Genomic DNA, 25780 nt, shown 5'->3' on the forward strand with positions numbered 1-25780 from the left:
CCCCTCCTCCGATACCACTCCCCGATATACCGTCATACCCCGATGAAATATTGCAAAGCGCAACGGACATTCCGGACCCCGCGGCTGACACACCGCCCCCCAATGGCCCGAAAGCCTTGGAGACCGCGCTGGCTGACCGAAAAAACTGGCAGGCACTGGCGCAGCAGCTCACTCATGTCGCCACGTTGGCAGGACCGAACGCGCCGTTTCTGGTGGTGCGATCTGCGCTGGGAAGCACGCTGATGGACCTCGCGCCCAACTCTTCTTACCCCCCAAATAGTGCTAACGCCGTGAGTCTTGCAAACTTTCTCAAGGCTATGGGCCTGCCCGAGCCAACCACCCATGATGAGCTGCTGACCCTGGCGCGCACATCGCTGACACGTTCCCACCCCCATCCATGGGGAAATCTGGGCGGCGCCTTGTCCTGGCCCCTGCCCTTGAGCACACCTCAGCAGAACGAACTGCTCACCGCCGCCAGAGAACATGCCGCTGGCGCTCCGGATGTTCAGCAAGCAAGCCAGCAGCGGGGGCTCCTGGAGTTTCTGAACGGTAACCTGCCGCTCTCCAGCGACGCCTCGAGCGATCCGGCCAAAACGCTGGAAGCCCTCATCCGTTCCCCCCGAGGCCAGGCGCTGGGAGAGGCCTTGCAGACCAAACTGGAGAGCATTCCGACTGATAGCAGTGTGAATGATCACGTACTGGCGGCCATCAACCTCGATCTGGATCAGGAATCCATCACCCAACCGCATCGCAACAAAGTGGCCGGATTCGACCTGTCACATAAACAATATTGGGGCAAACCCACCTCGGCGATCGTCGCCGGCCTGCGCGAGCACTTGAGTGATACCGGCAAAACCTCACCTGCCAACGCCTCGCTGGGTACGCATCTGCTGTTGATGCGGGCGGCACCGCAGTTGCTGATCAAGGATATTCCCGACAGCGTGGTCTACGGCAGCCTGGCCTGGGCCAACCTGTGCATCGCGGCGGCCGCCATCGAAGCCAGGTCCCCTGGCAGCGTAGCGAACATGAGTTTTGCCGAAGTGATGATCGCCGCCGACTCAAGTGGGCCCGCGCCCGAAGCTGCCCAAACTGCGGCATTGTTGGACTGGGCCGTGGTCAATGGGGTGCTTGAGGCGAAAGACGACACGCTTTACGAAAAACCAGACATTGATACCGCCATGGACGCGTTCAACTATCAATTGGGCAAGCTGAAACACGCCTCCGGCTTGCTTGACACCCCGATGCCCAGCCGCAAGCAGATGGCGCTGGACCTGCTCAAGGAAAAATTTGGCGAAGGCGTCCCCTTTGAAGAGAAGGTGTTGCTCAAGCCCAACAAAACCGCCAACAAGACGATCCCCACTCGCGGCCCTTATTCCATGCTGGACCTGACCATGCAAGGCGAGAAAATAACGGCATCAGACTGGGAGCTCAAACCTGGAACGCATGGCGTCGATCTTGATGCCTTCGCCGCCTTTACCCATGGCCCCGGCTTTAAAGTCCCCGACACCTTTGACAAAGCCATTAGCCAGACCATAAGCGACTATAAAACCGTCAAGAAATATTCCATCTTGAATGCCCTCGCCAACCTTCCACCGGAGGACAAAGAAAACTTGCGGTTAGGAAAGCTGAACTTCTACAAAGAAAAATCCTACAGAGTCAGCTGGACACCATTCGCGGGAGAAACCCTCTTCCATACAAGCAAAAAAATACTGGTCACCACAAAACACCAGAACAAGCCGTCCACCTATGAGTTCGATACCGAAAAAGGCAGCATCAGGAAAGTCAGCAACGCAATTATCACTCGCCAGGACCAGAAGATCGCCAACGAAGTAACCCGAATAGAAGAGTTCTCCACCTTCGATGCCAAGCGCGACTATATAAAGCAAGAGAACCCGCTCGAGGGATCCAATCCCAACCTGTTCAGGAATTTCCGGGCGGAGTACCTTGCGGATTCAATCGTCGAGGGGCTCGATCTGGAAACCTTCAGGCAACAAGCGGCCGGAAGTACGCCGGATGAGCATAGAAGGACGGTCGCCAGCACCATCGGCAACTTTTTTCTCGACCTTGTTCCGCTCAGGTCGGCCATCGTCAACTTCAGTAATGGCAACTATAAAGATGGGTTCTCTGACCTGGCATTTGATGTGTTCGGCTTTCTCACGGCAGGTGCAGGCGTCGCCGCGAAGGTCGGAAAAACCCTGAGCACTGCCAGCAGCGCGGCCAGCAAAGCCCTCAAGCTGAGCAAGATTTTCGGGGTTACCGCACTCTCGGAACTCAATCCGCTGAGCGGACTTGGCGACCTGGTAGTCGGCGCGGGAAAACTCGCCATCGACGGCGCAAGCGCAGCCACCCAGGGTTTAAAAACACTCAAGGGCACTGCAAACAGTCGGGAGCTCGCCGCCGCCGGTAATCGATATGACGCAGCCGCTACCGGCTCATTCCAGATGGGCGAGCAGACGGTCGAGGGCAGCGCGGTGCAGATCAAGGGCAAGTGGTACGCTTTCGACGCACAAAAGCACCAGCCATACGGCAGCCCCCTGCAAGCGCTCAGTAGCGCTGATACGCTGGAGCCCTCCCCCAACGCCTATGCCTCTTCGAGCAAGAGCACTCACCGGTTTAACCCGATAAACACCGTCAACCGCCCACCTCCAATCAGGAAGCCGTTACCCGAGGGCCAATACGTGGAAAGTTTGAAAGGCAGGCTCGAATCATCCCATTTCAAATCCGACACACGCCAGGCAACGCTGGATAAGTTTCGGGTGGAAATGGAGGATTATTACGATGCGATAAAAGACGGAGGCCTTCCGCCGCGCCCTACAATCCCCGATGTTCCCGTACCGATCCCCGCAGCCGATCTGATCACAAAGGCATTGAAAGCATCAAACGGCGTGGTGTTTGGAGAGTCTCACTCGCAGATGGCCAGCTTTAAAATGCTGTTCGACAACGTCGATACGCTAAAAAACCAGGGTGTAAAAAAAGTCTACTTCGAAGGGTATATCGACTACATCGGTGGCCCCGTTGATGATGGAATCGGAATGCTCGGAAACAGCAACACTCGCCGCACGAATCCAACACTGGAGCAACTCAAGAAAAAATTTGAAGACAATGGAATAGAGCTTTTACCCCTCGATCACTATTATCTGACGCGACATAGACACGACAAATCCCGTGATCGCACCCGGACTGGCGTCAACTCTGAAAAGCGGCTCAAGGAGTTCAACTACTACGCTGCGGAAACCATCCAGGCAAACTCGGGCACCGAAAAGTGGGTCGCGTTAGTGGGGAGCGCGCACATGAACACCTCCGAAGGTGTTCCGGGCCTGGCGGAACTGACGGAAAGCATCGGCATCGGGGTTTTTGACAACAGGAACATGACCCACAGCAGCATCGGGCTTAAAGCAAAAAACCCTGCGCCAGACCCGAACCGGCCATTACAGCCCAACGATATTCCAGGCGACCTGCGCATCTACGTGAAACCCTGAGCACATCGCAAAGGCCCGGAAAGCCTCCGAGCCTTTGCATGAGGTGTTCACCCTCCATGCACCCAGCGCTGATGCAACCAGCGCGCAAACGCATCCAGGGCAAACCCCAACAAGCCGATCAGCAGCACCATCGCCATCAGCTCCGAGTAGGCCAGCCGGTCGCGAGTGTCGAGGATGTAATAACCCAGCCCGGCACTGACCCCGAGCATCTCGCACGGCACCAGCACGATCCACAGGATCCCGATGGCCAGGCGCACGCCGGTCAGCACGTGCCCCATCACCCCGGGAATAATCACCCGGCGCAAGGTTTCCCAGCGCGTGGCGCTCAGGCTCTTGCTCAGTTGCAACCAGCGCGGATCGAGCTGACGCACACCCGCCGCCGTATTCAGCAGAATCGGCCACACCGCTGCGAACGCCAGCAGGAAGTAGATCGGCTGGTCGCCCACGCCCATCAACATCACCACGATGGGCATCCACGACAGCGGCGAGATCATCCGCAGAAACTGGAACGCCGGCGTGGTCGCCGCCTCCAGCTTGCGCGAACTACCCACCAGCAAGCCCAGCGGTACACCAATCAGCAATGCCAGGAACAGCCCGACGAAGATCCGCTTGAGGCTCACGGCTATGTTCAGGTACAGCTCGCTGCGGCCCAGCAACTCCCACAGGCTGGCGAGGGTCGCCGACAGCGAAAACCGCGCAGACAAACCGTCCGCGCTGCCAAAGACCTTCACCCCCAGCCACCAGAGCAACAACAACCCCGCCAACCCGCTCAAGCCAAGCAACCAGCCCGGCAACCCCAAGGTTTTGCCGTTGTTCAAACGCCAATCTCCTCGTTTCGCTCAAAGCCCTCAGGCAAGCCGAAGGTCTTCATGCCGCCCACCGCCGCGATCGCATTGCGCACGAAGCGGTCGTCCACCAGGTCCTTGGCGACAAACGCGGGGTCCAGGTCGGCGAGGAATTTCTTGTCGCCCTCGATGAGCGTGTCTTTCAGGCGGCGTACCAGCTCCTCGGTGTAGCTGGGGAATGGATACGGCTGGAAGTCGATGCGATGCTCATCCCAGTTGGCGTGCTGGATCGCGCCGTCAGCCAGGTAAGCCGCACGGTCGCTGGCAGCCGGCGCCAGGACTTTGCGCAGCACTGGTTCGGCATGCGGGGTGTAGCGGTTCTCGCCGTCCTTGGACAGCAGCTTCACCGCCTCTTCACGGTTGTCGCGGGTCCAGACCTGGGCCTTGACGATTGCATTCACCACCTTCTGCGACCATTCCGGGCGGTTGGTCAGGTCATGCTCGTGCATGAACACCACGCAGCACGCATGGTTGCGCCACACATCGCCGGTAAAGCGCTGTACGCGGCCCACGTTGAGGTTTTCCGCCAGGGCGTTGAACGGCTCGGCGACGATGTAGCCGTCGATGCGCTTGCTGGCCAGGGCCGGCGGCATGTCCGAGGGCGGCAACACGATCAGGTTGACCTCGTTGGCGGCAATCGCACTGCCGGCGGCGCGGGCTACCGGGGTCAGGCCGTTGTCGCGGAACAGCTGCTGCACCACCACGTTGTGAATCGAGTACCAGAACGGAATCGCCACCGACTTGCCGCCCAGTTGCTTCACGTCGGTAATGCCCGGCGACACGGTCAAGCCCGAGCCACCCACATGGTTCCAGGCCACGACCTTGGCCGGGACCTTGCTGCCATACCGCGCCCATACGGTCATCGGCGACAGCAGGTGAATCACGTTGACCTGCCCGGAAATGAACGCCTCGATCACCTGCGCCCAACTGCGCAGCAGCACCGGGCGCTCGGCCTTGATGCCTTCGGCCTCGAACAGGCCATTGTTGTGGGCCACCAGCAACGGCGTGGCGTCGGTGATCGGCAAATAGCCGATGCGTACCGGTGCGTCCGGCTCACTGGCCGCCCGGGCCTGCAAGCTGCTCAGCAGTGGCAAGGCTCCGGCGGCACTGAGCACGGCCGAGAGTTTGAGAAAGTCACGGCGCGAGTGAGTGAGGTCATCCAGACACATGGCAAGGCTCCAGCAGTTCAGGGGGTTGGGGGTCAGTGCGGCTCGCCCGCCGTAGGGTTTTGAGAATCTCGATGCGCAGGGTGCCGATGGCTTCCACCTGTTCTTCCCGCGGTTGCGGCAAGTCGATGCGCCATTCGCCGAGGGTCCGCGCCGGGCGGTTACCCAGTAGCAGAATCCGGTCGGACAACAGCAGCGCTTCGTCGATATCGTGGGTGATCAGCACCGCCGCCGAACCTTGCTCGCGATTGACCTTGAGCAGCAGGTGCTGCATGTCGGCACGGGTCACTTCATCCAGGGCACCGAAGGGCTCGTCCAGCAGCAATACCTGCGGCTGGCGTGCCAGGCAACGCGCCAGCGCCGTGCGCTGGGCCATGCCGCCGGACAGCGCCGCCGGGAATTGCTGGCGGGCGTGTTCCAGGCCTACGGCGTGGATCGCATGGTCGACCCGGCTGCGACGTTCTTCAGGGCTGAGGTGCGGCTGGCGGGCAAAGTCCAGGCCGAAGGCGACGTTCTTTTCCAGGCTCAGCCACGGCAGCAGGCTGGGGTCCTGGAACGCCACCGCCACCCGCGGGTGCGGGCCATTCAACGGCTCGCCCAACAGGCGGATGCTGCCGCCCTGGGGCGCTTGCAAACCGGCGAGCACCCGCAGCAGGCTGGACTTGCCAACGCCGCTGGGGCCGAGGATCGACACCACTTCGCCGGGCTGCAATTGCAGGTCGAAACCTTCCAGCACCGAGTTGCCCCCATAGCCCAGGCAAATTCCCTGGGCGTGCAATACCGCCTGGCTCATAGATTGGCCTGACGGTTCAACTCGGTGCGCAACTGCACCAGGCTCGGGGTCACGATCGGCACAAATGCCGACTCGCGCCAGCGCCGGGCAAAACCGCTGCCGTGGGCCGTCAGGTAGGCCTTGCCGCCGCTGGCTTGCAGCTCCAGTTGCACAGCGCTGGCAGCGATTTCCGCGAGGGCGATGCGCAGGCGGAACAACGGTACCGGCTCAGTGCCGAAGCGGCCGGCCAGCAGGCCTTTCTTCAGGTCGTTGACCGCCTGTTCCAAGGAGGTACGCAACACTTCCAGCTCTTCACGCAATACGGTGCGGCTGGAGCCCAGGTGATTGGCCACCTCCGCCAGCGAGCGCCGCGCCAGGCCGATGGACATGCCGCATTGCAAGCCCAGAAACGCCGGGCGCACGGCCGGCAGGAACTTGCGTGCATCCTCATGCAACAACCAGTCGCGGCTCAGCTCCACGGCTTCAAAGCCGAGGGCCGCGGTATTGCTCGATTGCAGGCCCAGCAGTTCCAGGTCGCGGGAACGTTGCAGGCCGGACACCGAGTCCGGGATCGCCAGGATAAACGGCGCGCCGCCCTGGGCATGCTCGATGGCGGCAGCCACCACAAACCCGTTCTTGCGCAGGTTGGTCACCCAGTGCAGGCGGCCATTGAGATTCCAGCCGTCGTCGGTCGGCTCGGCGCTGATTTGCAGCGACTCGATGCCAGACAAAAACTTCATCGCGTTGGACAGCCCGGTGGCCCCGGCCAGCTTGCCGCTCAGCAGGTCCGGCAGCAGTTGCTCACGCAGGCGCTGATTCGGGCTTTGCAGCAGATATTCGATAAACGAACGTTGGCCCCAGCACACAAACGCCGAGGCCAGGGAGTGACTGGCCACATCGGCAATCGCCTCAATCGCGCCCGTGACATCGCCGCCCAGGCCGCCAAGGTCCTTGGGCACACCGATACGTAATACATTGGCCTCTGCCAGCCGTGGCAGCACTTCCTGCGGATCGCAACTGCCCACATCCAGGGCCTGCGCTTGAACATCGAGCCAACGGCTCAAGATTGGGTCAAGCATTCATGTTTCTCCTTGTTGCAGCATGTTTACCATCGCGAACGCTTGCGCGCCTTCAGCTAGCCGGTTTTTCCCAACGGTATTGCGCCAGTTCCGGGTTCAACGGGGTACGGGCAAACACGTTGGCGAAGTTACACAGGGTGGCCAGGCTCACACCCAGAATAACCTCAAGGGCATGACCGTCGGTGTAGCCTGCCTCACGGAACGCGGTGTAGCCGGCGTCGCTGACATCACCGCGGGTGGCGATCACTTCACGGGTGAACGCGGCCAGTGTCTCATAACGCTCGTTGGGCAGTTCACCGCGCTGGCGCAGGGCGTCGATCACGTCTTCCGGCAGCTTGGCCTTGTTGCGCGCTACGGCAGTGTGCCCGGCGACGCAGAAATCGCAACCGTGGTTGGTGGCGGCAATCAGTTGCACCACTTCGCGGTCGGCCAGGCTCAGGTCAGACTTGGCGTTCAGGCCCGACACGGTGACGTAGGTTTCCAGGGCTGCCGGGGCGTTGGCCAGCACCGCCAACAGATTGGGGATGAACCCGGAACCCTTCAGGGCATTTTCCAGAAAGGGCTTGGCCGCCTCAGGAGCGGTTTCCAGGGTTAGCATCGGTACGCGGGACATGGAGTGGTCTCCTCATGGATTCGTGTACCAAGTCTGTTGGTTATAAAAAATCCGCTCAATAGTCTAAAGTAGCGATTACTTGCTCTAGAGTCTTTCCGTTAGATGAATTCGTCCAGTTCACTCGTCGATTGGTTATTAGATAGCCTTGAACTCAACACCAGCCTGTTTCACGTCGGGCGTTACTGCGGCGACTGGCACGCCAGCACCCATGGCCTGGCAAGCGCGAGTTTTCATCTGGTGGTGCAAGGGCAGTGCTGGATGCACATCGACGGCGACTCGACCCCTTACCCATTGAACAACGGCGATGCAGTCTTCCTGCTGCGGGACCTGGCGTACCGCTTGTCCAGCGATGGCACCGCCACCGGCGCCCAGGAATGCCCGCGCAAACCGATGCTGCCACTGGACAGCCAGGCCAGTGACGGCGTGGGCCTGGTGTGCGGGTTCTTTCACTTCCAGTCCGGGCTGTCGGCGATGATTGTCGACACCCTGCCCGCCTGGATCATCCTGCGGGCCGGTGATCCATCGCTGACCGCCGCGCGCAGCCTGTTTGAATTGATCCTGCAGGAATGCGAGCGCACGCCGGCGCCCTCGCCCGCCCTGCTGGAGCGCCTGTGCCACCTGCTGTTCCTGTATGTGCTGCGCCAACAGGTGCTGGACAACACCGACCTCGGCGGCCTGGCGGCGCTGGCTCGGCAACCGGCATTTGCCAACCTGCTGGAGCAGTTGATCGCACGCCCGGCCGAGCCCTGGACCCTGGAAAGCATGGCGGCCTGCACCGGCCTGTCGCGCTCGGCGTTCTTCAAGCGCTTCAATGAACTGTGCGGGCAGTCGCCGGGGCAAGTGCTGCTGATGATGCGTGTGCGCCACGCCTGCCAGCTGTTCAAGCAGGACCAGACCGTAGCGGACGTGTCCCTCGCCGTGGGTTATCAATCGGTGGCGGCGTTTACCCGGGCCTTCCATAAGGTCACCGGCTTCCAGCCCGGCGCCTACCGCAAGGCTCAAGGTTGACGCTGCAACCCATTGCCCGGCCGGGCACACAACTCCACCAGCCAATCGACAAACACCCGCACCCGTTGCGACAGCTGGCGATGCGGCGGGTACAGCGCCGTCAGCGGTAACCTGGGCGGCGGCTGATGCGCCAGCACCTCCACCAGCGTGCCCGCTTCCAACTGGCGAACGGCGTGGTAGTACGGCGTCTGTACCAGGCCGTAACCCGCCTCACAGGCCGCCAGGTAACCATCGGCACTGTTGACCGCCACTTGCTTGGGCAGGTCGACCAAGCGGATGTCGCTGCCGATCTGAAACTCCAGGCCATAGCGTTTGCCGCTGGTGCTGGAGAAATACTCCACCACTTGATGGCCGGCCAACTCATCCAGCGTCGATGGCACGCCGAACCGCTGCAAGTAGCCGGGGCTGGCGCAGGTCACCTGATCCATCATCGCCAGCGGCCGGGCCACCAGCGACTCGTCCAGCGCCAGGCCGCCGCGCAACACGCAATCCACGCCTTCGCGGATCAGGTCCACCGGGCGGTCATTGAGGCCGATTTCCAGATCGATCTGCGGGTAACGCGTGGTGAACTCGGGCATTGCCGGAATTACCAGGAAGCGCCCGATCCCCGACGGCATATCAATGCGCAACGTGCCGCGCGGGTTGCGCCGGCTGGTGGAGAACACCGCCTCGGTTTCCTCAAGGTCCGCCAACAGGCTCACGCAACGCTGGTAGTAGGCGGCACCGTCCAGGGTCGGGCTGACCTGGCGTGTGGTGCGCTGCAACAGTTGCACCCCCAGGTGCGCCTCCAGTTGCTTGATCAGGATGGTCACCGAGGCACGCGGCAGTTGCAGGCTGTCAGCCGCCTTGGCAAACCCGCCCAGTTCGACAATCCGTACGAACACTCGCATCGCATTAAAACGGTCCACGGGCCGGTTTCCTTCAGGGATTATTTAGAATTTCATAATAGTGATAGCGGTTTTAGCCGGTTTATCCCGCTTTTGTCGAGGGCAACAATGGAGGCCTTCCCACACAGGAGCTGGACCCATGCACACACGTCAACTCGGTAAAAATGGTCCCCAGGTGTCCGCCATCGGCCTCGGCTGCATGGGCATGACCGATTTCTACACCACCGGCACCGATACCACCGAAGCCATCGCCACTCTGCACCGCGCCCTGGAACTGGGGATCAACCTGCTGGACACCGCCGACATGTACGGCCCCCATACCAACGAAGAACTGATTGGCAAGGCCATCGCCGGCAAGCGCGACCAGGTGTTCCTCGCCAGCAAGTTCGGCATCGTGCGCGACCCGGCGAACCCGGCACTGCGTGGCGTCAACGGCCGCCCGGAATACATTCGCGAGGCCATCGACGGCACCTTGAAGCGCCTGGGCGTGGAAACCCTGGACCTGTATTACCAGCACCGCATCGACCCCGAAGTGGCGATTGAAGAAACCGTTGGCGCCATGGCCGAGTTGGTCAAGCAAGGCAAGGTGCGTTACCTGGGCTTGAGTGAAGCGTCGGCGGCTACCCTGGAGCGCGCTCACAAGGTGCATCCCATCAGCGCCCTGCAAAGCGAATATTCGTTATGGAGCCGCGATCAGGAAGACAACGGTTGCCTCGCGGCCTGCCAACGCCTGGGAATCGCGTTTGTGCCCTACAGCCCACTGGGCCGCGGCTTCCTGACCGGCGCGCTGAAAAGCCCGGATGACTTTGCGGCGGATGACTATCGCCGGTTCAGCCCGCGTTTCCAGGGTGAAAACTTCGCGAAGAACCTGCTGCTGGTGAAACAGGTACAAGCCCTGGCCGCCGACAAGGGCGTGACCGCCGGGCAACTGGCGTTGGCCTGGGTGCTGGCGCAAGGGGATTACCTGATCCCGATCCCGGGGACCAAGCAACGCAAATACCTGGAAGAGAACGTCGCGGCACTGGAGGTCAAGCTCAGCCCGACCGAGTTGGCGGCGCTGGAGGCCATCTTCCCGGCCAACGCCACAGCCGGGCTGCGCTACCCGGAAGCGGTCATGCAGATGCTGGACAAATAATCCTGCCACGCCGGATCGGGGCTGGCTCGCCAGCTCCGCTCCTTGAATCCCTGCCCTGGGTTTTCTTGCACGATAGTGCCTCAAGCTCGCCCGTCCCAAGCCGATAGCCCTTCGAAGCTCTAACAAAGCCGCGTCGCACAATAAACGCTTCGTAAGGACGACCCCATGCCCTCATTGCGCTCTATCCAAGCCCGCTACACCCTGTTCCTGGTGCTGTTCGTCCTGTTGTTATTCGTCTTGACGGTGGTGGGCATCGGACAGTTGGTGGCCCCCAAGCTGCGCCACACCGAAGAACAGGTGGCCCTCAATCGCATTGCCGAAGTGGCCGAGCAGATCCAGGGCGAACTGAACAAGGTTCAGGCCCAGCAACGCAGCATCACCCAAACCATCCCGCTGCTGGACAGCGACGCCATCGACAAGGTGCTGCCAGGCCTGGTGGACCAGTACGGCGAATTGAAAGTGTTCGGCGGCGGCATCTGGCCCTTGCCCAACCAGCGCACGCCGGGGCGCAACAAGCACAGCACCTTCTGGCACCGCGATGCCTCGGGCAAGCTGGCGGTGAACACCTTCTGGAACAGCGACGCGGCCCCCAACTACTACGACCAGAGCTGGTACAAGGGCGGCCTCGCTTCGCCCCGCGGCCAGTGCGCCTGGGCGGCGGCCTACAAGGATGACGCCAGCCAGGAACCGCGTACCAACTGCGCGATGGCGATCCAGCGTGACGGCGCAGCCTATGGCGTCGCCACCATCGACGTGACCCTGGGTTTCTTCAATGACCTGGTGGCCAGCAAGGAAAAAGACCTCGGCGGGCAAATGCTGATCGTCGAAGGCGACGGCAAGATCATCAGCAACAGCACGCGCATCAGCGGCCCCGTGGTGTTGAAGAACATCAGCGAATTGGCCGGCACCTCGGCCTTTGCCGCCCAGGTCAGCGCCGGCCTGGCTCATCGTGATCAAACCCTGCAACGCAGCGAGTTCGACAACCAGGGCGTGGCCAGCACGTTCTTCATGCGCCCGATCGAAGGCACCCCGTGGTTCCTCGCCACTGCGCTGCCGACCTCGCTGATCACCGCCCAACGTGATGACGTACTGGGCACGTTGGCGATGCTGCAAATCCCGATGATCCTGCTGTTGGTGCTGTTGGCGGTGTACGCCATCCGCCAGCTGGTGCACCGGATGACCGCGCTGAAGACCAATATCGACGCACTGTCCAACGGCGATGCCGACCTGACCCGGCGCATCACCATCCGCGCCGAGGATGAACTGGGGGCGATTGGCCATTCGGTGAACCGCTTTATCGTCTACCTGCAAAACATGATCGGAGAAGTGACCCTGGCCACCGGCGCCATGTCGTCGAGCCTGGCGCAATTGCAGCAGACGTCGGCCCAGACCAACCAGATCCTGGTGCGCCATGCCTCGGAAACCGACCAGACCGTCACGGCCATCACCGAGATGAGTTCCACCGCCGACACCGTGGCCGAGAACGCCGCCGAAACGGCTGCGTTCACCCAGCGCGCCAATGAGCACGCCGACCGTTCGCGGGTGGTGGTCGGCGAAGCTTCCCGCAGCGTCAGCGCGTTGATCGGCGAAGTCTCCAGCGCCACCCACACCGTGGAAAACATGCGCCAGGATGCCGCCCGCATCACCGAAACCCTCGGCGTGATCGGCGCCATCGCGGGCCAGACCAACCTGCTGGCACTTAACGCGGCCATCGAAGCCGCCCGGGCCGGCGAACAAGGCCGGGGTTTTGCGGTGGTGGCCGACGAAGTCCGCGCCCTCGCCGCCCGCACCCAGGCCAGCACCTCGCAGATCAATGAGATGCTGGCGCGCCTGACCACGGGCGTGAGTTCCTCGGTGACGGCCATGGAAGCCACCCAGGCCAGCTGCCAGTCTGCGGCTGACGCCACGGCCCGAGTGAACACAGGATTGGACGAGATGGCCGGCTCCGTCAGCCATATCAACAACCTCAGCACCCAGATCGCCACCGCCGCCGAACAGCAAAGCGCAGTGACCGAGGAAATCAACCGCAGCATGGTGCACATCCGCCACATGGTCGAAGAGCTGGTGCAAAGCGGCCACGCCACCGAGCACAACACCCAGAGCCTGCTGGATGCCAATGGCCGGGTTATTGCATTGATGGGTCGCTTCAAGGTGCGTTGAAAAAATAGCCTGAAAGCTCCCGTGCAATGCGCGGGAGCCGGACTATTCTGACAGTTCGCTCCGCCACACAGGAGGTGTGTCATGCACGCAGTTGAGCACCCGATCCGTCTGGAGCGGATCAGTCAGGAACGCTATATACAAGCCTCTATCGACGATGTTTACGACTACGTTACCCAACCGGATCGCTGGCATGAATGGCATCCGACATCCCTGGGCGCCGACACCGGTATCGCCGGCTCATTGCCTGCCGGTCATCGTTTCACTGAAACCATCGACCTGCTGGGTGTGCGGGTTCCCATGAGCTATCGCGTGCAGATTGCGCAGCGACCGCGGGAGTTCAAGACCGCGTTCACCTCATTGGCGGTCGATGGCTGTATTCATTATCTGCTGCAAGTACAGGGCAACGGCACGCTGTTCAAGCGCATCCTCACCTATGAAACCGAACTGCAACTGACCACCCTGCATGAGCGCATGATCGCACTGTCCAACCAGGCCCTTGACCAGCTCAAGCAGCGCCTTGAATCCCCGCCAGCCTGACAAAACCGTCATATCCCTCTCAGTTTTCCGACAGCACCAGGCGGTTATTCTGGTGCTGTCGGTTTTTCGTAAAACCTCGTAACAATCCCGGGAAACCCTTTTCCAAAAAGCAGGGAGAATGCCCCGCTGTTGCCCTTTATCCGATGAGATGACGATGAAAACCACCCTGCGACTGGCCGCACTGTCGGCCCTGCTCATGAGCACCCTGGCCCAGGCTGCCGAGCTGATCCCGATTGACGTGCACCGTGATGCCAACTGCGGTTGCTGCAAAAAGTGGATTGCCCACCTGGAAAGCAACGGGTTCAAGGTCAACGACCATGTGGAAAGCAACATGAGCGAGGTCAAGCAGCGCCTGGGCGTGGCGCCGCGCCTGGCGTCTTGCCATACCGGCGTGATCGACGGCAAGTTCGTCGAAGGCCATGTGCCAGCCGACCAGGTCTTGGCCCTGCGCAAGCGCGACGACTTGCTGGGCATTGCAGCACCGGGCATGCCCATGGGCTCGCCAGGCATGGAGATGGACGGCAGCAGCGATGCCTATCAGGTCATCGGCCTGACTCGCGATGGCGAAGACGTGGTAGTGGCTGACTATCCGGCACGCTGATTGATGCTTGCCGGTTACCTGGGACTGTTTTTCGCCGCCTTCGGCGCCGCCACGCTGTTGCCGATGCAATCGGAGGCGGTGCTGGTGGGGCTGATGATCAGCGGGCATTACAGCGTGTGGCTGCTGCTCGGGGTTGCAACGGCCGGCAACGTATTGGGCTCGGTGGTGAACTGGCTGCTGGGCCGCTCGGTCGAGCGCTTCAAGGATCGACGCTGGTTTCCGGTCAGCCCCAGGCACCTGGAAAAGACCCGTACCCACTACCAGCGCTGGGGCCATTGGTCGTTGCTGCTCAGTTGGGTGCCGATCATTGGTGACCCGCTGACCCTGGTGGCCGGGGTCATGCGCGAACCGTTCTGGCGGTTCCTGGTGCTGGTGACCCTGGCCAAAGGGGCGCGCTACGGGGTACTGGCCATGCTCACCCTGCACTGGATTTAATCTCCCGTTAATCCCCTCGCCACAGCATCCGGGCACTGTTCCCGGAGCTCTAACCATGTCCAAGATCCGCTCTCTGTGCGTCGCCAGCCTGTTGCTCGGCAGCGCCCTGCCCGCCTTCGCCGCCGAAGAAGGTCCGACCTACGGCCCCGAGCTGCAAGGCTTCCAATACCCGTACCCGGTAGAGCACTTCACCTTCCAGTCCCAGGGCAAATCCCTGCAGATGGGCTACATGGACGTGCCGGCCAAGGGCAAGGCCAACGGGCGCAGCATCGTGCTGATGCACGGCAAGAACTTCTGCGGCGCCACCTGGGATGAATCGATCAAGGCCCTGAGCGACGCCGGCTACCGGGTGATCGCTCCCGACCAGATCGGTTTCTGCACCTCCAGCAAGCCGGACAATTACCAGTACAGCTTCCAGCAACTGGCGATCAACACCCATCAACTCCTGGAAAAACTTGGTATTCAGAAGGCTACCCTGCTCGGCCATTCCACCGGCGGCATGCTTGCCACACGCTACGCCCTGCTCTATCCGCAGCAAACCGAACAACTTGCCCTCGTAAACCCGATTGGCCTGGAAGACTGGAAGGCCATCGGCGTGCCCTACCGCAGCGTTGACCAATGGTACGAGCGCGAGTTGAAACTGACCGCCGAAGGCATCCGCAAATACGAGCTCGACACCTACTACGTCGGCCGCTGGAAGCCTGAATACGACCGCTGGGTCGATATGCTCGCCGGCATGAACAAAGGCCCCGGCCACACCCAGGTGGCGTGGAACTCGGCGCTGATTTACGACATGATCTTCACCCAGCCGGTGTACTACGAGTTCAAGGACCTGCAGATGCCCACCCTGCTGCTGATCGGCACCTCCGACAACACCGCCATTGGCAAAGACCTGGCGCCACCGGCGGTCAAGGCGAAGCTCGGCAACTACGCGGTGCTGGGCAAGCAAGTGGCCAAGTTGATTCCCCACGCCACCCTGGTGGAATTCCCGGGCCTGGGCCATGCACCGCAAATGGAAGAGCCGGCACAGTTTCACAAGGCACTGTTGCAAGGGCTGAACGCCCTTTAATCCAACCTTTTTCGAGGCATGCGTGAATGTCGGTACAGATCGCAGTGATTGATGATTGGCAGAATGTGGCCAGTGGCGTGGTGGACTGGTCAGTCCTGGCGTCGGTCGGCCAGGTGCACTTCCTCCACGATTACCCGGCGGACACCGCCACGTTGATCGAGCGTTTGCAGGGGTTTGAGGTGATCTGCGTGATGCGCGAACGCACCACCTTCGACCGGGCTCTGTTGCAAGGCTTGCCCAGGCTCAAGTTGCTGGTGACCGGCGGCATGCGCAACGCCGCCATCGACATTCCTGCGGCCAAGGCCCTGGGTATCCAGGTAGGCGGCACCGACAGTTACAAGCACGCGGCCCCGGAACTGACCTGGGCACTGATCATGGCGTCCACCCGCAACCTGCTGGCCGAAGCCAATTCCCTGCGCGCCGGGGGTTGGCAAGTGGGCCTGGGCGGCGATTTGTACGGCAAGACCCTGGGGATTCTCGGGCTGGGCAGCATTGGCCAGAAGGTCGCCAAATTTGGCCAGGCCTTCGGCATGCGCGTGATTGCCTGGAGCGAAAACCTTACCCCAGAGCGCGCTGCCGAAAGCGGCGTGACCTGGGTCAGCAAGCGCGAGTTGTTTGAACAGGCAGACGTGTTGTCGATTCACCTGGTGCTCAGCGACCGCAGCCGCGGGCTGGTGGACGCCGAAGCGTTGGGCTGGATGAAACCTACGGCGCATCTGGTGAATACGGCACGCGGGCCGATTGTCGACGAAGCCGCCTTGATTGACGCCCTGGCCAATGGCCGGCTGGCGGGCGCGGCACTGGACGTGTACGCCCAGGAGCCGCTGCCAGCCGGGCATCCATTCCGCCAGTTGCCCAACGTATTGGCCACCCCTCATGTGGGGTACGTCAGCGAGCAGAACTACCGCCAGTTCTACCAGCAAATGATCGAAGACATCCAAGCCTGGGCCAAAGGAGTGCCCCTTCGCGCACTAAGCTAGTGCACACATTTCACCTCCCACTCCCCCCGTAGCAGCTGTCGAGCCCCAGCGAGGCTGCGTCGGGCGCACTGCCGATCCTGAACCGGAGCGCGCTCGACAGCTGCTACGGGGCTCATGAAAAAAATTTGTCCTACAAAAATACCCCACAGACCCCACAGGCTCTGGGATCTGTCCTAGACTCATGACCGATGGGTCCGATCCAAAACAAAAACCCCGCAAAAAATCGAAACTTTCCAACTCTGCCACAGGTCAGGTTTAAGGTAAGGCGAGTGCTGACGGTTCCCACCGAACGCCCGTCCATCCACTCTATTTAAGACTCCAGCACAACTGGCATAAGGCTTGCCAGTCTGTGTAGCGCTTGTGCGCCTGGCCGCAGGACGCGGTCAACCTTCGCTGATTGCTATATGCCATCAGCCGACCAGAACTCGGGAGAGAACTATGATCAGTGCCGCTGTAGATACTCAGGGAGAGCGTTTTAGTCAGCCGGTTGGCGGGCCGACCTCATTGGCCGACCTTCCCAACACGGTGCGGCCGGTCCCACGTGTGAATCCCAATCGCAAAAAAGTGCTGTTTGTCACTTCCGAACTGGCCGACCTGGTGAAAACCGGCGGCCTGGGCGACGTTTCCGCCGCCCTGCCCCGCGCCATGGCGCACCTGCACGATGTGCGCGTGCTGATCCCCGGCTACCCGCAGGTGCTGGACAGCGACAACCCGATTCATATCATCGGTGAGCTGGGTGGCCACGCCGCGCTGCCACCATGCAAGATCGGGCGCATGGACCTCAAGGACGGCCTGGTTATCTACGTGCTGATCTGCCCCGAGCTTTACGAGCGCGAAGGCACGCCCTACGGCGCCAACAACGGCCGTGACTGGCCCGACAACCATATCCGCTTCGCCCGCCTGGGCCTGGCCGCCGCCGATATTGCCGCCAACCTGGCGCAGATCCACTGGTGCCCGGACCTGGTGCACGCCCATGACTGGCCCGCCGGCCTGGCGCCAGCCTATATGCACTGGCGTGGGTCACGCACTCCAACGCTGTTCACCATTCATAACCTCGCCTACCAGGGCGTGGTCAGCCTCGCCTCGTGCCCGGAGCTGGGTATTCCAGAACACGCCTTGCAGCAAGAAGGCATGGAGTTCTACGGCAAGCTGTCATTCCTGAAAGCCGGCATGGCGTATTCCAGCCATATCACCACGGTCAGCGCCACCTACGCCCAGGAAATCACCACCCCCGAATTTGGCTGCGGTCTGGATGGCTTCCTCGCCAGTAAGACCCAGCAAGGCCTGCTCAGCGGCATTCCCAACGGCATTGATGAAAGCTGGGAATCGTCCACCGACCCGCACCTGACTCACCCCTTCAACATCGGTGACTGGGAAGGCAAGGCACAGAACGCCGCCCATGTACGCAACCTGTTCGGTCTGGATGACTCCACCGGCCCGCTGTTCGCCGTGGTATCGCGCCTGGTCTACCAGAAAGGCCTGGACCTGACCGAAGCGGTCTCCAGTTTTATCGTCGAAAACGGCGGCCAGATCGCGATCATCGGTCGTGGCGAGCCGGAAGAAGAGCAAGCCATGCGTGCACTGGCCCTGCGCTTTCCCGGCCAGATCGGCGTGCGCATCGGCTTCAACGAGACCGACGCCCGGCGCATGTTTGCCGGCAGCGACTTCCTGTTGATGCCATCCCGTTACGAACCCTGCGGCCTGAGCCAGATGTACGCCCAGCGCTTCGGCTCGTTGCCGGTCGCTCGCAACACCGGCGGCCTGGCCGACACCATCGAGGATGGCGTCACCGGCTTCCTGTTTAACGAATCCACTGTCGAAAGCTACAAAGCGGCCCTGAGCCGCGCGTTCAAGGTTTTCGCCTTCCCAGGCTTGCTCAACGCCATGCGTTGCCGGGCCATGGCCGCACCGTTCAACTGGTGCCAGGCAGTGGAACCCTATGCCGAACTTTATGAGCAACTGGTAGCGAAAGCGCTGGGAAGATCGGGGAAACAGTAAAAAAGAGGTCTTCATAGATGCCGTCACGGACTCTGGAAACCTGGCCCCACGGCGCGATCATGCTGGATGCGGAACACACCCGCTTCGCGTTATGGGCGCCAGACGCGTTTTATGTCAGCGTTGAATTTGAGGAAGGAAAATCGGTAGCGATGCTGCCCCAGGCCGATGGCTGGTTTGTGGTGCAGCTGCAATGCCCGCCGGGCACCCGCTACCGCTACAACATCGACGGCGAACAGGACGTTCCCGACCCGGCTTCCCGGGCACAGGCCACGGACGTTCACGGCTTCAGCGTGGTGGTCGACCCCCTGGCCTATCAGTGGCGCCAAAGCCACTGGCAAGGCCGGCCGTGGCACGAAGCGGTGATCTACGAGATACACGTGGGCGTACTGGGGGGCTACGCCGAGGTCGAGAAACAACTGCCGCGCCTCGCCGAGCTGGGGGTCACCGCCATTGAGCTGATGCCCATCGCGCAGTTCCCCGGCGAACGTAACTGGGGTTACGACGGTGTCCTGCCCTACGCTCCCCAATCCTCCTACGGTTCGCCCGAGCAGCTCAAACAGCTGATCGACAGTGCGCACCACTATGGCCTCGCGGTAATCCTCGATGTGGTCTACAACCACTTCGGCCCCGACGGCAACTACCTCGGCACCTACGCCAAGGGTTTCTTTCGCGAAGACGTGCACACGCCCTGGGGCGCGGGCATCGACTTTGATCGCCGGGAGGTCCGGGATTTCTTCATCGACAACGCCCTGATGTGGCTGCTGGAATACCGCTTCGACGGCCTGCGCCTGGACGCCGTGCACGCCATCAACGATCCCGAATTTCTGCAGGAGCTGGCGCAAAAAGTACGCCAGCAAGTCGACACGGGGCGGCATGTGTGGCTGGTGCTGGAAAACGAATTCAACCAGGCCAGCCTGCTGGAAAGCGGTTTCGACGCCCAGTGGAACGATGACGGCCACAACGCCCTGCACGTGCTGCTCACCGGCGAAACCGACGCCTACTACAGCGATTTCGCCCAGGACCCCACGGGAAAACTGGCGCGCTGCCTGAGCGAAGGATTTATCTACCAGGGCCACACCACGCGCCACGGCCACACGCGCGGCGAGCCCAGCGGGCACCTGCCGCCCAGCGCCTTTGTGCTGTTCCTGCAGAACCACGACCAGATCGGCAACCGCGCCCTGGGCGAACGCCTGCATCAACTGTGTTCGCCCCAGGCCCTGAGCGCCGCGACGACCTTGCTGCTGATGTCGCCGATGATCCCGCTGATGTTCATGGGCGATGAAGTCAATGCCGAGGAGCCGTTCCTGTTCTTCACCGACCATCACGGCGAACTGGCCGAGGCGGTACGTGAAGGCCGGCGCAATGAGTTTGCCGACTTCGCCGCGTTCAGCGACCCCGAACGCCGCGAACGCATTCCCGACCCCAACTCCCTGCAGACCTTTCGCCGCTCGGCACCCGCCCTCGCCGACTGCGGCGACTCGCAGCTCTACCGGCACCTGTTGAGCCTGCGCCACCAACATATCGTGCCGCACCTGCCCGGCAGCATGGCCCTGGGTGCGCACGTGCTGGCGGAGGGCGCGGTCACGGCGCGCTGGCGCCTGGGCAATGGCAGCCTGTTGCAGATCGACCTCAACCTGAGCGCCGATTCTCTGAACTACCCGGCTGCCGAGCACCTCCTATTTGTGACGCAGGCCAGCGGGGCCGAACAATTGGCTCCCCTCAGCGCCCGCGTCAGCCTCACCCATTCCCCTGTTGGAGAGCACCCTTGAGCGACGCGCAATTGGAAATACTCGCCAGCCGAGCGGGCCTGGCCGTCGATTGGATCGACGCGAATGGCCGCCCGCAACATGTAAAGCCCGACGCCCTGCGCGCCGTGCTCAAAGGCCTGGGCCACCCGGCCGACAGCGACGCCGAGATCGAAGCCAGCCTGCTGGACCTCGAACGCGTGCAACAAGACAAGCATCTGCCGCCCCTGATGACCGTCGACAGCGGCGCCGGCCTGGACCTGGCGCGCTACTTCGCTCCCGGTACGCCGTGCCAGATTCACCTCGAAGATTCCAGCGTGCTGGACCTGAGCCTGGACGAGAACGCGGTGTTGCCCGGCTCGATTCCGGTCGGCTACCAACAAGTGCATATTGCCGACCAGCATTTCACCCTGGCCGTGGCACCGACGCATTGCTACACCGTTGCAGAAGCGGTCGACACCCAGACCGCCCGCGCCTGGGGCCTGAGCGCCCAGCTGTATTCCCTGCGCCGCAGCGGCGACGGCGGCTTTGGCGATACCCAGGCCCTGGAACAACTGGCCCGCGCCGCCGCCGAACGCGGCGCCGACGCCCTGGCCATTAGCCCGATGCACGCGATGTTCAGCGCCGACACCGAGCGCTTCAGCCCCTATTCCCCGTCCAGCCGCCTGTTCCTCAACAGTTTGTACGCGTCCCCCGGCTGCATCCTCGGCGAACGTGCGGTGCAAACTGCCATCGAGGCCAGCGGGCTGGCCGACGAATTGAATGACCTTGAGCAACAAAGCCTGATCGACTGGCCGGCCGCGGCCAAAGCCAAGCAGCGCCTGTTGCGCACCCTGTATGACGACTTCCGCCAGGGCGACCACCCGCAACATGCCGACTTCCTGAGCTTCCGCCAGGCTGGCGGTGAAGCCCTGGAAAACCACTGCCGCTTCGAAGCCGTACAAGCCGAACGCGCGGCCAACGGCGAGAGCCTCGACTGGCGCCACTGGCCAGAGGACTGGCACAGCCCGCAAAGCCCGGCCCTGGTGCAGTTTGCCGAAGCCAATCGGGACGAAATCGGCTTCTACGCCTTCAGCCAATGGCTGATTGCTCGGTGCCTGGAACGCGCGCAACAAGCGGCGCGCGGCAGCGGCATGGGTGTCGGCCTGATCGCCGACCTCGCAGTGGGCGCCGACGGCGGCGGCAGCCAGGCCTGGAGCCGCCAGGATGAACTGTTGGCGGAACTGACCGTGGGTGCGCCACCTGACATCCTCAACCGTGCCGGCCAGGGCTGGGGTATCTCCGCGTTTTCCCCCGAAGGCCTCAAGCGCAACGGCTTTCGCGCGTTTATCGAAATGCTGCGGGCCAACTTCGCCCACGCCGGCGGCTTGCGCATCGACCATGTGATGGGCCTGCAACGCCTGTGGGTGATCCCGATGGACGCCTCGCCACGGGACGGCGCCTACCTGTATTACCCGGTGGATGACCTGCTGCGGCTGTTGGCCCTGGAGTCGAGCCGCCACCAGGCGATCGTCCTCGGTGAAGACCTCGGCACCGTACCCGACGGCCTGCGGGAAAAACTCATCGCGCGCTCGATCCTCGGCATGCGCGTGCTGCTGTTCGAACAAGACCACGGCGGCCAGTTCAAGCCGATCCTCGATTGGCCGGACAACGCGCTGGCCACCACCAGCACCCACGACCTGCCGACCCTCAACGGTTGGTGGCACAGCCGCGATATCGACTGGAATGTCCAACTGGGCCTGATCGATGCACCCACCGTCGAGCAATGGAGCGAACACCGCCTGCGGGAACGCCAGGCACTGCGCCAGGCCTTGAGCCAGGACCCGCAGAACTTCATCGACGAAGTGCGCAACGAAACCGACCACGTCATCGACGCCAGCGTGCGCTACCTGGGCCACACCCGTGCACCCTTGGTATTGCTGCCGCTGGAGGACGCCCTGGGGGTCGAGGAACAATCCAACCTGCCCGGCACCACCGACACCCACCCGAACTGGCGCCGCCGCCTGCCGGGCGATGCCGCCACCCTGCTCGATGACGACAATGCCGCCCGCCGCCTTGAGCTGCTGGCCGTGGCGCGCATCCAGGCCCAAGAGCGTGACCGATGAAAGCATTGACGCTTCGGGCTACCCAGCGCCTGCAATTTCATAAGGGCTTCACCCTCGACGACGCCGTGCCGCTGGTGCCGTACTTCGCCGAGCTGGGCATCAGCCACCTCTACGCCTCGCCATTGCTGAGCGCCCGCGCCGGTTCGATGCACGGCTATGACGTGGTCGATCCCACCACCGTCAATCCCGAGCTGGGCGGCGAACCGGCGCTGCGGCGATTGGTTGCGGCATTGCGCGAACATGACATGGGGCTGATCCTCGATATCGTGTCCAACCACATGGCCGTCGGCGGTGCCGATAATCTGTGGTGGCTGGACTTGCTGGAATGGGGTCGCCTGAGTCCCTACAGCGAATTCTTCGACATTCAATGGCACTCGCCAGACCCGCTGCTCAAGGGCCAACTGCTGATGCCGTTCCTGGGCAGCGACTACGGCGAAGCCCTGCAATCGGGTGCCCTGCCGCTGCGCTTCGACCCGCAGCACGGCAGCTTCTACGTCGAGCATTACGAACATCGCTTCCCGATCTGCCCGCGGGAATATGGCGAGCTGGTGCCCGTCAAGTCACTGGCCGATCGCTTCAGCAGCCTGGCCTACCAGCCGGACGCCTATCCCCAGGCCGCCGCGCTGAAACAGGAACTGATCGAGGCCGCCCGCGACCCCGAAACCCTGAAGGCCATCGAAGCGAACCTCGACCTCTACGACGCCCGCCAGCCCGAAGGTTTCGCCCGCCTGCACCACCTGCTGGAGCAACAAAGCTATCGCCTGGCCAGCTGGCGCACGGCGGCGGACGATATCAACTGGCGGCGGTTCTTCGACGTCAACGAGCTGGGTGGCCTGCGGGTTGAACGCAGCGCGGTGTTCGAAGCGACCCACGGCAAGATCTTCCAGCTGATCAGCGAAGGCCTGATCGACGGCCTGCGCATCGACCACATCGACGGCCTCGCCGACCCGCGCGGTTACTGCCGCAAGCTGCGCCGCCGGGTGGACTCGCTGGCGAGTGGGCGGCACTTGCCGATCTTCGTCGAGAAGATCCTCGGCGAAGGCGAAACCTTGCGTGAAGACTGGCGCGTGGACGGCACCACCGGCTACGAATTCATGAACCAGCTGTCATTGCTGCAACATGACCCGAAGGGCTTCGAACCCCTGGCCGAGTTATGGACCCGCCACACCGAGCGCCCGTCTTCATTTATCGAAGAAGCCTGGCTGGCCCGGCAGCAGATCCTCAACGGTTCCCTGGCCGGGGATTTTGAAAGTGTGGCCCAGGCCCTGCTGCAAGTGGCCCGGGACGATGTGATGAGCCGCGACCTGACCCTGGGTGCAATTCGCCGCGCGTTGCAGGAACTGATCGTGCATTTCCCGGTGTACCGCACCTACATCAGCGCCCGGGGCCGCAGCGAACTGGATGACGTGTTTTTCCTGCAAGCCCTGGCCGGTGCCCGCAGCACCTTGAGCGAAGGCGACTGGCCGGTGCTCGACTACCTGGAAAAATGGCTCGGCGGCCAACCCTGGCGCGACCGCCCCCTGGGCCGCAAACGCAAGATGCTCAAGCACGCCTGCGTACGCTTCCAGCAACTGACCTCGCCGGCGGCGGCCAAGGCCGTGGAAGACACTGCGTTCTACCGCTCGGGTGTGTTGTTGTCGCGCAATGACGTGGGTTTCAGCACCGAACAATTCAGCGCCCCGCTGGAAGACTTCCACGCGGTCAATCAGCAACGCCTGCGCACCTTCCCCGACAACCTGCTGGCCACCGCCACCCACGACCACAAGCGCGGCGAAGATACCCGTGCGCGCCTGGCTGTGCTCAGCGAGGCCGCCGACTGGTATGCCGAGCAGGTGGAGCAATGGCGCCCCCTTGCCGCCCGCCTGCGCAGCGATGCCAACACGCCGTCCGCGGGTGACGAACTGATCCTCTATCAGGTGCTGCTGGGCAGTTGGCCGCTGGACCTGCACCGCGACGATACCGAGGGCCTGGCGGACTATCACCAGCGCCTGTGGCAGTGGCAGCAAAAAGCCCTGCGTGAAGCCAAGCTCAACAGCAGCTGGAGCGCACCCAACGAGTTGTACGAGCAAGGTGTCGAAGCGTTCCTGTCACGGCTGCTGCTGGAGGACGCCGGCAAGACCCTGCGCGATGCCATCGGCGGGGCCGCCCAGGCCATCGCCCCGGCCGGCGCGCTCAACGGGCTGGCGCAATCCTTGCTTCGCCTCACCGTGCCGGGCGTGCCGGACCTGTACCAGGGCGATGAGTTCTGGGACTTCACATTGGTAGACCCTGACAACCGCCGCCCGGTGGACTACCCCGCACGGCAACAGGGGCTGCACACGCCGCCGGACATCGGCGAGCTGATGTTCAACTGGCATGACGGGCGTATAAAACAGGCGTTGATCAGCCAGGTCCTGGGGTTGCGCGAGGCGCATCCGCAACTGTTTCGCCAGGGCACGTACGAGCCTCTGGAAGTGGTGGGCGAACACGCCGAGCGGGTGGTCGCTTTCTACCGCGAATACCAGGGCAAACAGCTGCTGGTGGTGGTGCCACGCTGGCCTCACCGGCTGCTTGAAAACGGTGTGTATCCCCTGATCAACGCGCAGATTTGGGGCGATACCCGGGTCCGATTACCGTTCGCCGCTCCAACCCAAAATTGGAAGGGACTTTTCCGAACAGGCGCAGTCACACCAAACAAGGAGCTCATGATCAGCGCTGCCCTGGGGGATTTCCCGGTCAATGTCTTTATCAATCCTGATGATCAAGAAAGCTGAAATTTTCTGTGAGGAGCATTGCGATGAGTACTGAAGACAAACGCATCCGCGAACTGGCACATCAGATCTGGGAATCTGAAGGTAAACCCCATGGCGAGGACGCACGACACTGGGAAATGGCGCGCAAACTGGCGGAAGCCGAAGCGCTGACGCCATCCAAGGCACCGAAGGCCGCCGCCAAGGCCAAGCCAAAAGCCAAGCCCGCAGCGGCAGCGCCCAAACCGGCAGCCAAGCCAAGCGCAGTGCCGGCGGCGAAGAAGCCTGCTGCGAAGAAGCCCAAGGCCCCCTGACCCAAAGATCCTCCTGCAGGTGCGCCCGCACCGCAGGAGGCTATCCAACTACCGATATCTACCCGGCATCACGCCGGAATGGCCCCGTTCGGCCCGGAAAAACCCTTTTGCAGGAGCATCTCA

20 protein-coding genes are annotated in these 25780 nt (G+C 62.4%); 14 read left to right on the top strand and 6 right to left on the bottom strand.

What is annotated here, in order from left to right; all coding sequences use genetic code 11:
• Positions 1–116 precede the first annotated feature (116 nt).
• Positions 117–3479, top strand: coding sequence for a membrane-targeted effector domain-containing toxin (locus AC3WKX_RS07475; RefSeq protein ID WP_256579822.1), 3363 nt, complete (start codon positions 117–119; stop codon positions 3477–3479).
• Positions 3480–3526: 47 nt separating this feature from the next.
• On the opposite strand, the gene AC3WKX_RS07480 is transcribed toward AC3WKX_RS07475, so the two are convergent.
• The 5 genes from AC3WKX_RS07480 to AC3WKX_RS07500 are packed head-to-tail and all read right to left on the bottom strand — an operon-like array spanning position 3527 to position 7954.
• Positions 3527–4279, bottom strand: a complete 753-nt coding sequence (locus tag AC3WKX_RS07480; protein WP_172834573.1) for an ABC transporter permease — start codon at positions 4277–4279, stop codon at positions 3527–3529.
• Between the two features lie 14 nt (positions 4280–4293).
• Positions 4294–5493, bottom strand: coding sequence for an ABC transporter substrate-binding protein (locus tag AC3WKX_RS07485; RefSeq protein WP_010171568.1), 1200 nt, complete (start codon positions 5491–5493; stop codon positions 4294–4296).
• Positions 5480–6283, bottom strand: a complete 804-nt coding sequence (locus AC3WKX_RS07490) for an ABC transporter ATP-binding protein (RefSeq protein WP_102605551.1) — start codon at positions 6281–6283, stop codon at positions 5480–5482. Before AC3WKX_RS07490 ends, AC3WKX_RS07485 begins: the two co-directional genes overlap by 14 nt.
• The gene (locus AC3WKX_RS07495; RefSeq protein WP_102605552.1) at positions 6280–7341 is read right to left on the bottom strand and encodes an acyl-CoA dehydrogenase family protein; all 1062 of its coding nucleotides are present in this window, start codon (positions 7339–7341) and stop codon (positions 6280–6282) included. Before AC3WKX_RS07495 ends, AC3WKX_RS07490 begins: the two co-directional genes overlap by 4 nt.
• A gap of 52 nt (positions 7342–7393) precedes the next feature.
• Positions 7394–7954 carry a carboxymuconolactone decarboxylase family protein gene (locus tag AC3WKX_RS07500; RefSeq protein WP_102605553.1) on the bottom strand — a complete coding sequence of 187 codons (561 nt, stop codon included), beginning with the start codon at positions 7952–7954 and terminating at the stop codon, positions 7394–7396.
• A 102-nt stretch (positions 7955–8056) separates the two neighbouring features.
• Between AC3WKX_RS07500 and AC3WKX_RS07505 the strand changes: the two genes are divergently transcribed.
• Positions 8057–8962, top strand: coding sequence for an AraC family transcriptional regulator (locus AC3WKX_RS07505; RefSeq protein WP_102605554.1), 906 nt, complete (start codon positions 8057–8059; stop codon positions 8960–8962).
• Here AC3WKX_RS07505 and AC3WKX_RS07510 read toward each other — a convergent pair.
• Entirely contained in the window at positions 8953–9870 is a 918-nt protein-coding gene (locus tag AC3WKX_RS07510; protein WP_102605555.1) for a LysR family transcriptional regulator, read from the bottom strand. The genes AC3WKX_RS07505 and AC3WKX_RS07510 overlap by 10 nt on opposite strands.
• Before the next feature lie 118 nt (positions 9871–9988).
• Between AC3WKX_RS07510 and AC3WKX_RS07515 the strand changes: the two genes are divergently transcribed.
• The 12 genes from AC3WKX_RS07515 to AC3WKX_RS07570 all read left to right on the top strand — a co-directional run bounded on the left by AC3WKX_RS07515 (position 9989) and on the right by AC3WKX_RS07570 (position 25657).
• The gene (locus AC3WKX_RS07515) at positions 9989–10984 is read left to right on the top strand and encodes an aldo/keto reductase (RefSeq protein ID WP_102605556.1); all 996 of its coding nucleotides are present in this window, start codon (positions 9989–9991) and stop codon (positions 10982–10984) included.
• Between the two features lie 165 nt (positions 10985–11149).
• Complete coding sequence (locus tag AC3WKX_RS07520) at positions 11150–13144, top strand: methyl-accepting chemotaxis protein (protein WP_087692367.1); 1995 nt, start codon at positions 11150–11152, stop codon at positions 13142–13144.
• Positions 13145–13225: 81 nt separating this feature from the next.
• Positions 13226–13681, top strand: a complete 456-nt coding sequence (locus AC3WKX_RS07525) for an SRPBCC family protein (RefSeq protein WP_003207553.1) — start codon at positions 13226–13228, stop codon at positions 13679–13681.
• 154 nt (positions 13682–13835) lie between these two features.
• Positions 13836–14282 (top strand): DUF411 domain-containing protein, encoded by a 447-nt coding sequence (locus AC3WKX_RS07530; protein ID WP_102368894.1) that lies wholly within the window; start codon positions 13836–13838, stop codon positions 14280–14282.
• 3 nt (positions 14283–14285) lie between these two features.
• On the top strand, positions 14286–14717 hold the full coding sequence (locus AC3WKX_RS07535) for a YqaA family protein (RefSeq protein ID WP_087692369.1): 432 nt from the start codon (positions 14286–14288) through the stop codon (positions 14715–14717).
• Positions 14718–14772: 55 nt separating this feature from the next.
• On the top strand, positions 14773–15786 hold the full coding sequence (locus AC3WKX_RS07540; RefSeq protein ID WP_087692370.1) for an alpha/beta fold hydrolase: 1014 nt from the start codon (positions 14773–14775) through the stop codon (positions 15784–15786).
• 26 nt (positions 15787–15812) lie between these two features.
• A complete protein-coding gene (locus AC3WKX_RS07545) occupies positions 15813–16766 on the top strand; it encodes a D-2-hydroxyacid dehydrogenase family protein (RefSeq protein ID WP_102605557.1) in 954 nt (317 codons plus the stop codon).
• A 438-nt stretch (positions 16767–17204) separates the two neighbouring features.
• Positions 17205–18764 carry a glycogen synthase GlgA gene (glgA, locus tag AC3WKX_RS07550; RefSeq protein WP_102605558.1) on the top strand — a complete coding sequence of 520 codons (1560 nt, stop codon included), beginning with the start codon at positions 17205–17207 and terminating at the stop codon, positions 18762–18764.
• Positions 18765–18781: 17 nt separating this feature from the next.
• Positions 18782–20533 carry a malto-oligosyltrehalose trehalohydrolase gene (gene treZ / locus AC3WKX_RS07555; RefSeq protein ID WP_087692373.1) on the top strand — a complete coding sequence of 584 codons (1752 nt, stop codon included), beginning with the start codon at positions 18782–18784 and terminating at the stop codon, positions 20531–20533.
• Positions 20530–22614, top strand: a complete 2085-nt coding sequence (gene malQ, locus AC3WKX_RS07560) for a 4-alpha-glucanotransferase (protein ID WP_087692374.1) — start codon at positions 20530–20532, stop codon at positions 22612–22614. Before treZ ends, malQ begins: the two co-directional genes overlap by 4 nt.
• Positions 22611–25367 carry a malto-oligosyltrehalose synthase gene (locus tag AC3WKX_RS07565; protein WP_102605559.1) on the top strand — a complete coding sequence of 919 codons (2757 nt, stop codon included), beginning with the start codon at positions 22611–22613 and terminating at the stop codon, positions 25365–25367. The genes malQ and AC3WKX_RS07565 overlap by 4 nt, the downstream gene beginning before the upstream one ends.
• A 23-nt stretch (positions 25368–25390) precedes the next feature.
• A complete protein-coding gene (locus AC3WKX_RS07570) occupies positions 25391–25657 on the top strand; it encodes a DUF2934 domain-containing protein (protein ID WP_003207537.1) in 267 nt (88 codons plus the stop codon).
• The last annotated feature ends 123 nt before the right edge of the window (positions 25658–25780 follow it).

The organism is Pseudomonas sp. GP01-A4 (assembly GCF_058780865.1).